The sequence below is a fragment of the Sphingomonas sp. R1 genome, assembly GCF_025960285.1.
Lineage (GTDB): Bacteria > Pseudomonadota > Alphaproteobacteria > Sphingomonadales > Sphingomonadaceae > Sphingomonas.
Window position 1 is genome coordinate 2,772,342 of sequence record NZ_CP110111.1, and the last position, 14,738, is coordinate 2,787,079.

10 protein-coding genes are annotated in these 14,738 nt (G+C 67.5%); 5 read left to right on the forward strand and 5 right to left on the reverse strand.

Annotation, left to right across the window (positions count from 1 at the left end):
* Positions 1 to 32 precede the first annotated feature (32 nt).
* Positions 33 to 1,880 carry a CocE/NonD family hydrolase gene (locus tag OIM94_RS13280; RefSeq protein ID WP_264607193.1) on the forward strand — a complete coding sequence of 616 codons (1,848 nt, stop codon included), beginning with the start codon at positions 33 to 35 and terminating at the stop codon, positions 1,878 to 1,880.
* A gap of 51 nt (positions 1,881 to 1,931) precedes the next feature.
* Here OIM94_RS13280 and OIM94_RS13285 read toward each other — a convergent pair whose 3' ends face one another.
* The 5 genes from OIM94_RS13285 to OIM94_RS13305 form a co-directional block, all read right to left on the reverse strand.
* Positions 1,932 to 2,702, reverse strand: coding sequence for an ABC transporter permease (locus OIM94_RS13285; RefSeq protein WP_121073141.1), 771 nt, complete (start codon positions 2,700 to 2,702; stop codon positions 1,932 to 1,934).
* Positions 2,699 to 3,625, reverse strand: a complete 927-nt coding sequence (locus tag OIM94_RS13290) for an ABC transporter ATP-binding protein (protein ID WP_264607194.1) — start codon at positions 3,623 to 3,625, stop codon at positions 2,699 to 2,701. The genes OIM94_RS13285 and OIM94_RS13290 overlap by 4 nt, the downstream gene beginning before the upstream one ends.
* A gap of 131 nt (positions 3,626 to 3,756) precedes the next feature.
* Positions 3,757 to 4,521: a DsbA family protein gene (locus OIM94_RS13295; RefSeq protein WP_264607195.1), complete on the reverse strand. Its 765-nt coding sequence runs from the start codon at positions 4,519 to 4,521 to the stop codon at positions 3,757 to 3,759.
* Positions 4,518 to 5,900: a M48 family metalloprotease gene (locus OIM94_RS13300; RefSeq protein ID WP_264607196.1), complete on the reverse strand. Its 1,383-nt coding sequence runs from the start codon at positions 5,898 to 5,900 to the stop codon at positions 4,518 to 4,520. Before OIM94_RS13300 ends, OIM94_RS13295 begins: the two co-directional genes overlap by 4 nt.
* Before the next feature lie 107 nt (positions 5,901 to 6,007).
* Complete coding sequence (locus OIM94_RS13305) at positions 6,008 to 8,686, reverse strand: Rne/Rng family ribonuclease (protein WP_264607197.1); 2,679 nt, start codon at positions 8,684 to 8,686, stop codon at positions 6,008 to 6,010.
* Positions 8,687 to 9,180: 494 nt separating this feature from the next.
* Here OIM94_RS13305 and OIM94_RS13310 point away from each other — a divergent pair, with 494 nt between their 5' ends.
* The 4 genes from OIM94_RS13310 to OIM94_RS13325 all read left to right on the forward strand — a co-directional run bounded on the left by OIM94_RS13310 (position 9,181) and on the right by OIM94_RS13325 (position 14,632).
* Positions 9,181 to 10,083, forward strand: a complete 903-nt coding sequence (locus OIM94_RS13310) for an N-acetylmuramoyl-L-alanine amidase family protein (protein ID WP_264607198.1) — start codon at positions 9,181 to 9,183, stop codon at positions 10,081 to 10,083.
* A gap of 65 nt (positions 10,084 to 10,148) precedes the next feature.
* On the forward strand, positions 10,149 to 12,653 hold the full coding sequence (locus tag OIM94_RS13315) for a penicillin-binding protein 1A (RefSeq protein WP_264607199.1): 2,505 nt from the start codon (positions 10,149 to 10,151) through the stop codon (positions 12,651 to 12,653).
* 81 nt (positions 12,654 to 12,734) lie between these two features.
* Positions 12,735 to 13,862 carry a peptide chain release factor 2 gene (gene prfB / locus OIM94_RS13320; protein WP_264607200.1) on the forward strand — a complete coding sequence of 376 codons (1,128 nt, stop codon included), beginning with the start codon at positions 12,735 to 12,737 and terminating at the stop codon, positions 13,860 to 13,862.
* A complete protein-coding gene (locus OIM94_RS13325) occupies positions 13,859 to 14,632 on the forward strand; it encodes a class I SAM-dependent methyltransferase (RefSeq protein WP_264607201.1) in 774 nt (257 codons plus the stop codon). The genes prfB and OIM94_RS13325 overlap by 4 nt, the downstream gene beginning before the upstream one ends.
* Positions 14,633 to 14,738: the final 106 nt, after the last annotated feature.

The following is a 14,738-nucleotide window of genomic DNA, read 5'->3' on the forward strand; positions in this document are numbered from 1 at the left end:
AGTCACCCTGATCTTGAGGGGGACGAACGAACATGCGGCACTGGCTGGTTTCCGTAGCGCTGGCGGCGCTTGCCGCACCTCTTGCGGCAGCAGCGCCGCCCCAGGCCGCGTCCGCCGCGGCCGATGCGCCCTTCACCTTCGAAGAGGCGATGATCCCGATGCGCGACGGGGTGAAGCTCCACACCGTCATCCTCCGGCCCAAGGGCGCCACGGGCCCGTTGCCGATCCTGTTCCAGCGCAGCCCCTATGGCTCGCCCGGCGCGGCCCCGTCGCGGGTGCCCGGCAGCTGGGCGCCGCTGGTGCGCGACGGCTATATCTTCGTGTTCCAGGACATGCGTGGCCGCTTCAAGTCCGAAGGCGGCCCCTTCACCCTCTCCACCGAGGTGAAGACGGGCAAGGGCGCGGTCGACGAGGCGACCGATGCCTATGACTCGATCGACTGGCTGGTGAAGAATGTGAAGCCCAACAACGGCAAGGTCGGCATGTGGGGCGTTTCCTACCCCGGCTTCACCGCCGCGATCGCGCTCGCCAAGCCCCACCCCGCGCTCAAGGCGACCAGCCCGCAGGCGGCGTGGATCGACTATTGGAAGAACGACGATCTTCACCGCTGGGGGGCGATGCGGCTCACCTATGCCAGCGACTGGGTGAACAGCCTCCAGGCCGACAAGACCAATGACGGTATCGACCTGTACGACCGATACGACACCTATGACTGGTTCCTCCATGCCGGCTCGCCCGACGAGATCGAGAAGAAGTATTTCAAGGGCCGGGTGCCGCGCTTCCGCGAGATGATCGAGCATCCCGATTATGACGAGCACTGGAAGAAGCAGGTCTGGTCGAACGCGCTGGGCAAGACCACCGTGCCGACGCTCAACGTTGCCGGATATTGGGACCAGGAAGATCCCTGGGGCAGCTGGAAGATCTGGGAAAAGCAGCGCGCCAATGATCCGGGCAAGCTGGCGCTGATGGTCGCCGGTCCCTGGGCGCACGGCACGTGGCAATCGCCGGCGAACAGCCTCGGGCGCATCCCGTTCGGCGTCGACAGCGGCACGCAGTTCGTCGAGCAGGTCGAAGCACCGTTCTTCGCCTATTGGCTGCATGGTACCGGCACCAAGCCGGATTTCGCGCTGAAAAGCTTCCAGTCGGGTTCCTGGCAGTGGAAGACCTATCAGGCCTACCCGCTCGCCAGCGCGCAGGCGACGAACCTCTATCTGCACGGCGACGGTTCGCTCAGCTTCACCGCGCCGGCGGCGGGCGAGGGGTGCCGCGACTATGTGAGCGATCCCGCGCGGCCCGTGCCGTTCCGGCCGCGGCCGATGTCCGCCACCTATGCCACGCCCGACTGGCGCTGGTGGGAAGCCGAGGACCAGCGCTTTGTCGACGACCGGCCCGACGTGCTCAGCTACGTCTCCGCACCGCTGGAGAACGACCTGACGGTCACCGGCGAGATCACCGCCAAGCTGATGGCCTCGACCAGCGGCACCGACAGCGACTTCGTCGTCAAGCTGATCGACGTGTTCCCGGAGGACTATGAAAAGGCGCCGACCGCGCTGGGCGCCTATGCCAAGGGCCTCAACGGCTATGAGCTGCCGATCGCGATGGAGATCCGCCGCGGGCGGTATCTCAAGAGCTTCGAGCGGGCGACGCCGCTAGTGCCCGATCAGGTGACCGCCTGGGACTTCCCGCTGCGCGACCACGACCATGTGTTCAAGAAGGGGCACCGGATCATGGTGCAGGTCCAGTCGAGCTGGTTCCCGGTGATCGATCGCAACCCCCAGACCTTCGTGCCGAACATCTACAAGGCCAGGCCCGAGGACTATCGCAAGGCGACGCAGCGGGTGTGCACGGGATCGGTGGTGACGCTGCCGGTGGTGCGGTGATCTGACGTCTCAAGCCCCTCCCCTTCAGGGGAGGGGCTTAACTCTGATCTTCTAGTTCTTCAGCCGGTACCCGGTCCGGAAGATCCACACGATCAGCCCGAGGCACAGCAGCAGGAACACGCCGGTAAAGCCCAGGCTCCAGGCGATATCGACGTCGCCGTGGCCGAAGAAGCTCCAGCGGAAGCCGCTCACCAGATACACCACCGGGTTGAACAGGCTCACCGTGTGCCAGGGCTCGGGCAGCATGTCGATCGAGTAGAAGGCGCCGCCCAGGAAGGTCAGCGGCGTCACCAGCAGCGAGGGCACGATGTTGAGCTGCTCGAAGCTCTTCGCCCAGATGCCGATGATGAAGCCGAACATGCTGAACGTCACCGCGGTCAGCACCAGGAAGGCGAGCATCGCGGCGGGATGGTCCACCCGCAGCGGCACGAACAGCGCCGAGGTCGCCAGGATGATCAGCCCGATCACCACCGACTTGGTCGCGGCGGCGCCGACGAACCCCACCACCAGCTCGATCGCCGAGATCGGTGCGGAGAGCAGCTCGAACACCGTGCCGGTGAACTTCGGAAAGTAGATGCCGATCGAAGCATTGGCGATGCTCTGCATCAGCAGCGAGAGCATGATCAGGCCCGGCACCAGGAAGCTGCCGTAATTCACGCCGTGGATCGCATCGATCCGGCTGCCGATCGCCCCGCCGAACACGACGAAATACAGCGAGGTGGTGATCACCGGGGTCGCGATCGACTGCCACAGCGTGCGGATCGTGCGGGCCATCTCGAACTTGTAGATCGCCCAGATGCCGGGAAAGTTGATGCCGTTCATGCCTGTGCCCCCACCAGGTCGACGAAGATGTCCTCCAGGCTCGACTTGGACGTGTCGAGATCCTTGAAGGCGATGCCCAGGTCGTGCAGCTTGCGCAACAACGACGGAATGCCGGTGCGCTCCGCCTGTGCATCGAAGGTGTAGCGGAGGCGGTGGCCGTCGTCGGCAAGGCTCAGCTGCCACTCGCCAAGCCCGGCCGGGATCGCTGCGAGCGGCTCGACCAGGCTGAGGTCCAGCTCGCGCTTGCCGAGCTTCTTCATCAGCGCGGTCTTTTCCTCGACCAGCAACAGCTTGCCCTTGTTGATCACGCCCACCCGGTCGGCCATTTCTTCGGCTTCCTCGATATAGTGCGTCGTGAGGATGATGGTGGTGCCGCGGTCGCGCAGCCGACCGATCAGCTTCCACATGTCGCGGCGCAGCTCGACGTCCACGCCCGCGGTGGGCTCGTCGAGGAACAGGATGTCGGGCTCGTGGCTCAGCGCCTTGGCGATCATCACCCGGCGCTTCATGCCGCCCGAGAGCTCCATGATCTTGGCGTCGCGCTTGTCCCACAGCGACAGGTCCTTGAGGAGCTGGTCGCAATAGGCGTTGTCGGGCGCCTTGCCGAACAGCCCGCGCGAATAGCGTGCGGCCGAGCCGACGCGCGAGAACATGTCGACCGCGATCTCCTGTGGGACCAGGCCGATCTTGGAGCGCGCCGCGCGCGGCTGGCGGATCGCGTCGTGCCCGTCGACCAGGATGGTACCAGTGCTGGGCGTGACGATGCCGCAGATGATCGAGATGAGCGTGGTCTTGCCCGCGCCGTTCGGCCCGAGCAGGGCGAAGATCTCGCCCTTGTGGATGTCGAGATCGACATGGTCGAGCGCGGTATGGCCCGACGCATAGGTCTTGGAGACCTGGCGTAGCGACAGGATGGGTTGCATGGATGTGGCCCCGGCCGGAAGGAGCCCGTTAGCTAGGGTCCCGTTCATCCTGCGGCAAGGTGTGCGCCAGCGCCCTTTTCTTTCAAGCGTTTTCCATGCGGGGAAACGCTCCGGTTTCCCTGGCGCGGCGGCTACTTCGTCTTGCGGGCGATTGCGACCGCGTCGGCCAGTGCCTGATAGTCGCGCGCGCCGTACAGGATCTGCTTGCCCACCACCCAGGCGGGCGTGCCGTTCATTGCCAGCTTGGCGCCCAGCCGATGATTGGCCTCGATCTCCCTGGTGATGGCATCGCTGTTCGCCAGCTTCTGCGTCGCCGCCGAGTCCAGGCCCGCCTTGGCAAGCGCCGCGCCGATGCTGGCGCCGCTCGGGCCGCCGCTGGCGAACAGCGCATCATGGAAGGGCCGGAACTTGCCTGCCTGCGCCGCGGCCAGCGCGAAGCGGGCAGCGGTGACGCTTGCCTCGCCGAGCACCGGATATTCGCGGTAGACGACACGGACGTTCGGATCCTTGGCGATCAGCTCGGCCAGCCCCGGCAGGCTGGCGCGGCAATAGCCGCAGGCATAATCCATGAACACCGAGACGGTGACATCGCCGTTCGGATTGCCCGCCCAGGCGCTGGCGAAGGGGGTGGTGAGCGCCGGCAGCGCGGCGGGAACGGCTGCCTGTGCGCCTTCCTGTGCCTTTTGCGCCTGCTCGTTTTCCTGCTGCTGGAGCCGCTCCATCATGTCGCGCAGGATCGCCGGGTTTTCCAAAAGATAGGCATGGACGATCCGCTCTACCTGCGCCTTGTTGCCGCCGATGCCGGGCACCAGCGCCTGCAGCGCCAGCACGACGAGGCCGCCCAGGATCGCGGCGAGGAGCAGCGCGCCGCCCAGGAAAAGCTTCGAGCGTGTCATTGCCGGAGATTGCGTCCCTTGTTCTTCTTGTCGTCCTTCATCGCCTGGTCGGAAACCATGGCGATGTCCTGCGCGCGAATCCATTCGGGGGAGCCTTGCGGCAGCCCGCCCATCGCGCGCCGCGCGCTGACCATTGCAGTGCGCGCATCGCCGATCAGATTGGCGCGTTCGGCAGTGGCGAGCGCCGTGCGCGGCTCGTCGCCCTTGCGGTCATAGACCGTGCCGAGGTTGATCCAGGCAAACGGATTGTCGCGGTCGCGGGTGAGCGAATCGCGCAGCACCTGCTCGGCTTCCTTGAGGTTCGCCTTGTCCTCGGTCGCGACCAGCGCGTGGCCGAAGGTGCTGGCGATCAGGGGCGAATTGTTCGAAAGCTGCGTCGCCTTGCGCAGCGGCTCGAGCGAGGCCTGGGGCTGGCCCGATTCAAGCAGGATCTGCCCCTGCAGCTCGAGGAAATAGGGATCGTTCGGCGCCAGCTTGACCAGCGCGGCCGTCTCTTCCGCCGCCTGTTCGGGATAGCCGGACTGGTGATAGGCATAGGCGCGGGCATAGTGCGCGGGGATCGAGTTGTCGGTCTTGGGGTAGATCCGCAGCGTCTTTTTCGGATCGTTGGTATAGCCGCGCAGCTTGGCCTGAACGCGCTTGAAGCGGCGTTCCAGATCGGCGTTCAGCGGCGTGTTCCAGCTCGGCGATGTCTTGAGGTCGGCGGTCAGCGTCTGCACGCGATCCTGCGACATCGGATGGGTCTGCGCGAACGGGTCGACCTCGGGGTCGGTGCTGTAATAGCCGTAGCGGTGCATTTCCTGGGTCAGCTTGTCGAAGAAGCTGAGCATGCCCTTGCCCGAAATGCCGGCGGTGTTGAGGAAGCGTACGCCGGCGGCGTCGGCGGAGGATTCCTGCACGCGGCTATAGGCGAGATACTTGCCGATCGCGGCGCGCTGGCCGGCCATCAGGATGCCGGTGCCGGCCTCGGCCGAACCCGCCGCCATCGCCGCGGCGCCGAGCAACAGGCTGAGGATCGAGATGTTGCCATAGCCGCCGTCGCGCTGGAACACCGCATGGCCGCCGACGATATGGCCGATTTCGTGCGCGACGACGCCCTGAACCTGGTTGGCGGTATCCGCGGCATCGATCAGCCCGGAATTGACGTACACGATCTGCCCGCCCGCCACGAAGGCGTTGATCGAGGGATCGGCGATCAGCACAACCTTGCCGTTGGCAGGGTTGAGGCCGGCGGCGGTGAACAGCGGCCTGGCCATGTCCGCGAGCAGCGCTTCGGTTTCGGCATCGCGGAGCACCGATTGCGCCATCGCCGGTCGCGACGCAAAGGCGGCGAGGCAGAGCATCGCGAGCAGCGTGGCCAATCGGTGGATGCGCGCCATGATCGATACTCCCCGGGGACTCGTTCGAAGGGCTGCCCTGGCAACAAGGCCCTGAACCTACACTGAAAGACCCCGGCGCGGCAGGGCTGCCGCGCCGGGGCACTTGTTCAGGCGCCGAAGGTCCGCTGCCACCAGCCGCGACGGGGCTGGCCTTCCTCGGACGGGGCCTCGGCTTCGGCAGCCGGTTCCTCGGCAGCGGGTGCTTCCTGCGCGACCGGCGCTTCGACGGCGGGAGCCTCGGGTGCTGCCTCGGCGACCGTGTCCGCCTTCTTGCGGCGGGTGCGCTTGGGCTTGGCCGGCGCTTCCTCGGCGGGCGCCTCGGCCGCGGCCGGTGCGGCCTCGGCCTCGACGTCCGCCTTCTTGCGGCGGGTGCGCTTGGGCTTGGCCGGTGCCTCCTCGGCCGGCGTTTCGACCGCAGCCGGTGCTTCCTCCGCAGGCGCGGCGTCGACATCGGCCTTCTTGCGACGGGTGCGCTTCGGCTTGGCCGGGGCGGGTTCCGCCTCGACTTCCGCTTCTACGGCGATCGGCGCAGGTGCCGCTTCGGCAACCGGCTCGGGCTCGGCCACAGGTGCCTCGGCGTCGACGGTCTCGCCGGCGTCCTCGGCTGCCTGCTCGGCACCCTCTTCGCCTGCACCGCGACGGCCACCGCGACGACCGCGACGACGGCGCTTGCGATTCCGCTCGCCTTCCTCGCGCTGCGCGGCGCTTTCCTCGGTCTCCGCAGCGGCTTCGACCTCGGCATCCGCCGGCTCGGCGTCGTCCGCTTCGACGTCACCCTCGGCACCGTCGGTCTCGCTCTGCTCATCCTGGCCGGCGTCGCCTTCCTCACGACCGCGACGCCCGCGACCGCGACGGCGGCGACGGCGCTTGCCGCGGCCTTCGCCCTCGCCACGCTCCTGGCGCTCGCCGCGCTCGCCGCGCTCGCGCGGCTCGGCGGCTTCGGCTTCCGCCTCGGCTTCGAGCTCTTCTTCCTCTTCCTCGATTTCCTCGACGAAGTCCTCTTCCGGCTCCTCGAGCAGCGGCTCGATCTTCGGCGCATAGGCCGGCGGCGGGCCCGAGGCCTCCACCGTCATGCGCGCGCCTTCCAGCTCGCCGTCCGCCTCGACCTCGATCAGCACGCCGTAGCGATCCTCGATCTCGGCCAGCTCGCCGCGCTTCTTGTTGAGCACGTAGAAGGCCGCTTCCTGGCTGGCGCGCAGCAGGATTTCGGAGCCACGGCCGCGGGCGGCCTCGTCCTCGATCATGCGCAGCGCGGACAGGCCCGCCGAGGAGGCGGTGCGGACCAGGCCCGTGCCCTCGCAATGCGGGCAGGTGCGGGTGGAGGCTTCGAGCACGCCGGTGCGCAGGCGCTGGCGGCTCATTTCCATCAGGCCGAAGGCCGAAATGCGACCGACCTGGATGCGGGCGCGATCGTTCTTCAGCGCCTCCTTCATCGCCTTCTCGACCTTACGGACGTTGGACGAGTGATCCATGTCGATGAAGTCGATCACGACCAGGCCCGCCATGTCGCGCAGGCGGAGCTGGCGGGCGATTTCCTGGGCGGCCTCGAGATTGGTCGCGGTCGCGGTCTGCTCGATATTGTGCTCGCGCGTCGAGCGGCCGGAGTTGATGTCAATCGAGACCAGCGCCTCGGTCGGGTTGATCACCAGATAGCCGCCGGACTTCAGCTGCACCACGGGATGGTACATCGCCGACAGCTGCTCCTCGACGCCGGCGCGCTGGAACAGCGGCACCGCGTCGGCATATTGCCGCACCTTGCGGGCATGGCTCGGCATCAGGAGCTTCATGAAGTCCTTGGCCTGGCGATAGCCTTCCTCGCCCTCGACGATCACCTCGTCGATGTCGCGATTATAGATATCGCGGATCGCGCGCTTCATCAGGTCGCTGTCGCCATAGACCAGCGCGGGTGCCGACGAGGTCAGCGTCTTCTCGCGAATCTCGTCCCACAGCCGGGCGAGATAGTCGAAGTCGCGCTTGATCTCGGTCTTGGTGCGCTGGAGGCCGGCGGTGCGGACGATGCAGCCCATCGAGGCGGGCAGCTTGAGGTCCGCCATGATGCCCTTGAGGCGCTTGCGATCGGCGGCCGAGCTGATCTTGCGCGAGATGCCGCCGCCATGCGCGGTGTTCGGCATCAGCACGCAGTAGCGGCCGGCGAGGCTGAGATAGGTGGTCAGCGCCGCGCCCTTGTTGCCGCGCTCTTCTTTGACGACCTGGACCAGCAGCACCTGGCGGCGGCGGATCACGTCCTGGATCTTGTAGCGGCGGCGCAGGTTCATGCGGCGCTGGCGCAGCGCCTCGGCCTCGTCGCCATTGCCGCCACGGCCGCGGCGACGGCGGTTGCCCTGCGGCGCATCCTCGCCTTCGGAGACTTCCTCGTCGTCGTGCGGACGCTCGACCACTTCCACGCCATCCTCATGGTCCTCATGGTCGTGGTGATCGTCGTGGTGATCGTCGTCGTCATCCCCATCGGCCTCGCGCAGCGCGGCTTCCTGCGCGGCATGCTCGGCCTCTTCGCGCAGCAGGGCTTCGCGATCTTCCTTGGGGATCTGGTAATAGTCGGGATGGATTTCCGAGAAGGCAAGGAAGCCGTGGCGGTTGCCGCCGTAGTCGACAAAGGCCGCCTGCAGCGACGGCTCGACCCGGGTCACCTTCGCGAGATAGATATTGCCCTTGAGCTGCTTGCGCTCAGCGGACTCGAAGTCAAATTCCTCGATTCGATTCCCTTTGACGACGGCCACGCGGGTTTCTTCCCGGTGGCGTGCGTCGATCAGCATACGCATGGTCATTTATGATTCTCCGGGCGCGCCGGCACAGTTCCTCGAAGGAATGGGGCGCGAGCGCGCGATACAAGAAGCGCACCCGCCGGCCAGTGAGGCCGAATCGGGTGGCGCGGGTTTCAAAAACTGCTGTTGCTGCACGGGCACGAGCGGACCAGCGGTCCCCTTGCTCCACCATCGCCACGCTGCCGGCCGCGAGGGCCTGGCGATGCGGACGGTGGGGAAATTGCCTCATGCGAACGTCAACCTGAACTGTCGCGACAAAAGAAGCGTCGCGGGCCTTATCCGGCGCAGTGCCGGAAGCATTCCTTGCCTAGCACCGTGATGTCGTTGCGGCAACTGGTGGTGCAGGGGCAAGATATCGTCCCCCGGCGGCCATAAAGCCTTTCCGGGAATTTCGATCCCCCGCGTGTCGCACATGGGTGTTGGCAACTGGTTAACCAAGCCACTCGTGCCGATTTCCGGACTGGACCGCGCGCTTGGGTGCGCGGCATAGCGGCGCGGTGTCGTGGATCCTGCTTCTGCTCGCCGGCTGGATGACCGGTCTGTCCGGCTGGGTGGAGGGTGCGGCGGCATTCCGCATCGAGCGCGACGCGCTGGTGGTGGCGGTGGGTGATGCCGAGGCGATCCGGTTCGCGTGGCGCGCCCCCGATTACAGCGTCAGCCTGGCGATGCCCGTCCCGGTGGTCTCGGCCCGCGGGCCGCTGCCAAGGGTGCGGGGCGCGGCAGGGCTGCCGCTCGTCGTGCTCGATCCGGGACATGGCGGGCGCGATCCGGGCGCACCCGGCCCCGACGGCGTCACGGAGAAGGCGCTGACGCTCGCTGCCGCCCGCACGATCCGCGACGCGCTGCTCGCCTCGGGGCGGGTGCGCGTGGCGATGACGCGCGAGGACGATTCGTTCGTGCCGCTGCAGCAGCGCAGCGAGATGGCGCGCCAGCTGGGCGCGGCACTGTTCCTCTCCCTCCACTGCGACAGCGCCGGCGATCCGCTGGCGTCGGGCGGCACGCTGTACACCCTCTCCGAAGTCGCCTCCGACAAGGAGGCGGCCCGGATGGCGGCGCGGGAGAACCGGGCCGACCTGCTTGCCGGCGTCGATCTGGGCAGCGCGCGCGTCGACATTGCCTCGCTGCTGATCGACCTGAGCCAGCGACGGACGATGGCCGTGTCGGCGCGCTATGCCGATCTGCTCGCCCGCGAGGTCGCACCGGCCCTGCATCTGCACACCCGCCCGCGCCGCATGGCGGCGCTGATGGTGCTGAAGGCCCCTGACATGCCCTCGGTGCTGTTCGAGCTCGGCTATGTCTCGAACGCGCAAGACGCACGTACGCTGGCGTCGAGCGCGGGCCGCGAACGGCTTGCCGCTGCGGTGCGCCGGGCGACCGAAATCTTCCTCGCCACCCGTTGATCCCGGACAAGGCGCGGGCGCGGCTCCCTTTCTTCCATCCGAAAAGGTGCTACACCGCGCGCCGCATGGCCGACGGCGTCCCTTCCGATACTCCCCAGCGTAGCGAACGCGTACCCGGCCGCTGGGCGCGGTTGCGGCGACGCTGGTGGTTCCGCACCCTTGCCGTGCTGGCGCTGCTCGCCGGACTGCTGGTGCTTGGCCTTTGGCTGCTCGTCGCGCGCGACCTGCCCTCGGTCAACAAACTGCGCAGCTACGAGCCGCAATTGCCCAGCTATGTCCGCTCTGCCGAGGGCACGCCGATCCACGCCTATGCCCAGATGCGGCGCGTGCAGCTGAGCTACAACGAGTTCCCGCCGCTGCTGGTGCGCGCTTTCATGGCCGCCGAGGACCGCACCTTCTTCTCGCACCACGGCCTCGACTTTCCGGGCCTGGTACGCGCGGCGGGCGAGGGGCTGATCCGCGGCAAGACGCCGCGCGGCACGTCCACCATCACCCAGCAGGTCGCCAAGAATCTCGGCGTCGGCAACGAGGCGAGTTACACGCGCAAGCTGAAGGAGGCGATCCTCGCCTGGCGGATCGAGGATACGCTCAGCAAGCAGCAGATCATGGAATTGTACCTCAATTTCATCGAGCTGGGGCGCAATTCCGGCGGCGTGGCGGCGGCGAGCGACGCCTATTTCGGCAAGCCGCTCGACAAGCTGAGCCTTGCCCAGATGGCCTATCTGGCGATCCTTCCCAAGGGCCCGGCCAATTACGATCCCGATCGCAATACCCAGCGCGCGCTCGATCGCCGCAACTGGGTGCTGGGCGAGATGCTGCGGAACGGCTTCATCAACCGGGCGCAGCATGACGAGGCGGTGGCGTCGCCGCTCGGCACCGTGCCGCGCCAGACGCCGCGGTTCGAGCGGGTCGGCGGCTATTTCGTCGAGGAAGTCCGCCGCCAGCTCGCCCGAACCTTCGGCGAAAATCCGGACGACGGGCCATACAGCGTATATGGCGGCGGCCTGTGGGTGCGCAGCTCGCTCGATCCCAAGATCCAGGCCTATGCACAGCGGGCGCTGCGCGACGGCTTGTTGCGGTTCGATCGCGGGCGCGGCTGGTCGGGGCCGATCGGCAAGGCGCCGTTCGAAGGCGACGGCTGGTATTCGGCGTTCGTCTCCAAGAACATCGGCGTCGATTACGACAATTGGCGTGCTGCAGTGGTGATCGCCCGCGATTCGCGCAGCGCGCAGCTCGGCTTCGACGATGGCGACACCGGCACGATGTCCGCCAGCGCCGCCGCGATGCCGATCCGCGGCAGGGGCGGTCATGCCTTCGACGCGATCAAGGTCGGCGACATCCTCGCCGTTGCCCCGGAGGGCGGGCAATGGGGCCTGCGCAGCGTGCCCCGGATCTCGGGCGGGATGGTCGTCGAGGATCCCGCGACCGGCCGGGTGCTGGCAATGCAGGGCGGTTTCGATTCGCGCCTCCAGGCCTTCAACCGCGCCACCCAGGCGACCCGCCAGCCGGGCTCGACGATCAAGCCGATCGTCTATGCCGCCGCGCTCGAGAACGGGATGACCCCTGCCTCGATCGTCGTCGATGGCCCCTTCTGCGTATGGCAGGGTGCCGGGCTCGGCCAGAAGTGCTTCCGCAACTTCGGCAATGCCCGCGGCGCCGGCCCGCACACGCTGCGCTGGGGCATCGAGCAGTCGCGCAACCTGATGACGGTGCAGATCGCCAACGCCACCGGCATGGACAAGGTGGTCGACGTGATCCAGCGGCTGGGCGTGTCGAAGAACCGGCTGCCGCCCTATCTTTCCTATGCGCTCGGCGCGGGCGAGACCACGGTGCTGCGCATGGTCAACGCCTATTCGATCCTGGTGAATCAGGGCCGTGCACTCAACCCCACGCTGATCGACTTCGTCCAGGATCGCCGCGGCCGCGTGATCTTCCCGGCGGGGTGGCGCGCCTGTTCGGGCTGCAATGCGCGCGACTGGGACGGAAAGTCGATGCCGCGCCCGATCGTCCGCGCGCGCCAGCTGATCGATCCGATGGTCGCCTATCAGATGGTCCACATCACCGAGGGCGTGATCCAGCGCGGCACTGCGACGGTGCTGCGCGACCTTGGCCGTCCGATGATGGGCAAGACCGGCACCACCACCGGCCCGACGGACGTGTGGTTCGTCGGCGGGACCCCGCAGATGATCGGCGGGCTTTATCTGGGCTATGATACGCCGTCCAATCTCGGCGGCTATGCGCAGGGCGGGGTGATCGCGGCGCCGATCTTCAAGGAGTTCGCGATCCCGGCCTATGCGGGGCTGGAGCCGCTGCCCTTCGTCGCGCCCCCGGGCGTCCGCATGGTGCGGATCGATCGCGGCAGCGGTCGTCCGGTGCAGGGCGGCTGGCCGAGCGACGACCCGCTCTCCTCGATCATCTGGGAAGCCTTCCGCCCCGATACGGATCCGCGGCGCACGCGCCGCACCGCGAACGAGGAGGCGCCCGTCGCCGCCGCGACCGCGCCGGTGCAGCGCAAGACGGACAAGCAGACCGACAGCGACTTCTTGCAACGGCAGGGCGGAATCTACTAGCGGATCGCGCGCACCCTATATGGCATGAGATCGCCGCATCGTCCGGGATGCGGCCGGCGGATACTTCGGAAGGTTTGGAACATGCGCGCTGAAGCGCAGGCATATGTCGACAAGATCAACGCGGCCCTCGCGCTGCTGCGCCGCTCGCTCGACTGGGACCGCGCGCTGCGCCGCCTGGACGAGCTGAACGCGCGCGTGGAAGATCCCACGCTGTGGAACGACGCCAAGAAGGCGCAGGACGTGATGCGCGAGCGTCGCCGCCTCGACGAATCGATCAGCGCGACGCGCGCGATCGAGAGCGAGCTCAACGACACGGTCGAGCTGATCGAGATGGCCGAGGCCGAGGGCGACGAGGAGATGGCGGTCGACGGCACCGCGAGCCTGCGCGCGCTCGCCGAGCGGTCCGATGCCGACAAGGTGAAGGCGCTGCTCTCGGGCGAGGCCGATCCCAACGACACCTATGTCGAGATTAACGCCGGCGCCGGCGGCACCGAGTCGAACGACTGGGCCGAGATGCTGCAGCGCATGTACACGCGCTGGGCCGAGCGCCACGGCTACAAGGTCGAGCTGGTCGACTATCACGCCGGCGAGCAGGCGGGCATCAAGTCCGCGACGCTGCTGTTCAAGGGCGAGAACGCGTACGGCTATGCCAAGACCGAGAGCGGCGTGCACCGCCTCGTGCGCATCAGCCCGTTCGATTCGAACGCGCGCCGCCAGACCAGCTTCGCCAGCGTCTGGGTCTATCCGGTGATCGACGACAATATCGACATCGAGATCAACGAGAGCGAGCTGCGCATCGACACCTATCGCGCCTCGGGCGCGGGCGGCCAGCACATCAACACCACCGATTCGGCGGTGCGCATCACCCACTTGCCGACCGGCATCGTCGTGCAGTGCCAGAACCAGCGTTCGCAGCACAAGAACCGCGCCGAGGCCTATAACCAGCTCCGCGCCCGCCTGTACGAGCGCGAGCTCGCCGAGCGTGAAGCAGCGGCCAACGCGGTCAACGCCACCAAGACCGATATCGGCTGGGGCCACCAGATCCGCTCCTACGTCCTCCAGCCCTACCAGCTGGTGAAGGACCTGCGCACCGGCGTGACCTCCACGGCACCGAGCGACGTGCTCGACGGCGATCTCGACAGCTTCATGGCCGCCGCGCTAGCACAGCGCGTGACGGGCGAGGCCGTCATGGTGGAGGATGTCGATTGACCCTGGCGCGGCCCCTGCTGCTCGGCGCGACGCTGCTGCTCCTGGCGGCGTGCGACGGCAGTCCCCGGGGGCCGGGCAACCAGAGCCATGAGTCGTCGATCACCGGCTTCCCCGCGGCGGACCGGCCGGTGGCGACGATCGTCTCCTCGCGCTGGTCGAACGAGGAAGAGCGCGACCGGCTGAACGAGGCCGGCACGGTGATGAACCTGGCCGGCATCAAGCCGGGCATGACCGTCGCCGACATCGGCGCGGGCGAGGGCTATTACACGATCCGTCTCGGCCAGCGTGTCGGTGCCAAGGGGCGGGTGGTCGCCGAGGACATCGTTCCCGATTACATCAGCGCGCTGGCGACCCGCGTGGTGCGCGAGAAGCTGGACAATGTCAGCGTGCGCCTCGGCCTGCCCGCCGATCCGCGGTTGCCCGAGAACAGCTTCGATCGCGTGCTGATGGTGCACATGTACCACGAGATCGAATCGCCCTACGAGTTCCTGTGGCGGCTGCGGCCATCGCTGGCGCCGGGCGGGCAGGTCGTGGTGGTCGATGCCGATCGCCAGACCGAGAATCACGGCACGCCGCCGGCGCTGCTGAAGTGCGAGTTCGCGGCGGTAGGCTATGCGCAGGTATCGATGCGGCCGATGCCCTCGGCCGGCGGCTATATGGCGGTGTTCGAGGCGCAGGGCGGCCGCCCCGAGCCCGAAGCGATCCGCGCCTGCAAGTCCGGCGCGCATGCCAAGGCGGTGACGCCGAAGCCCAACGGCGCGCACGAGTAAGGAAAGCTATTTCCTCCCCCTGGCGGGGGAGGAAACACTCGGCTGAAAGCGCTTAGAAGAACAGCAGGGATGACTTCCCCTCCCACACCGGCTAATCCCGCGCGAC

Bases quoted from the DNA above. Each gene is read 5' to 3' on its own strand.
- OIM94_RS13280 (WP_264607193.1), top strand. From the start codon at position 33: ATGCGGCACTGGCTGGTTTCCGTAGCGCTGGCGGCGCTTGCCGCACCT.
- OIM94_RS13285 (WP_121073141.1), bottom strand. From the start codon at position 2,702: ATGAACGGCATCAACTTTCCCGGCATCTGGGCGATCTACAAGTTCGAG.
- OIM94_RS13290 (WP_264607194.1), bottom strand. From the start codon at position 3,625: ATGCAACCCATCCTGTCGCTACGCCAGGTCTCCAAGACCTATGCGTCG.
- OIM94_RS13295 (WP_264607195.1), bottom strand. From the start codon at position 4,521: ATGACACGCTCGAAGCTTTTCCTGGGCGGCGCGCTGCTCCTCGCCGCG.
- OIM94_RS13300 (WP_264607196.1), bottom strand. From the start codon at position 5,900: ATGGCGCGCATCCACCGATTGGCCACGCTGCTCGCGATGCTCTGCCTC.
- OIM94_RS13305 (WP_264607197.1), bottom strand. From the start codon at position 8,686: ATGACCATGCGTATGCTGATCGACGCACGCCACCGGGAAGAAACCCGC.
- OIM94_RS13315 (WP_264607199.1), top strand. From the start codon at position 10,149: ATGGCCGACGGCGTCCCTTCCGATACTCCCCAGCGTAGCGAACGCGTA.
- prfB (WP_264607200.1), top strand. From the start codon at position 12,735: ATGCGCGCTGAAGCGCAGGCATATGTCGACAAGATCAACGCGGCCCTC.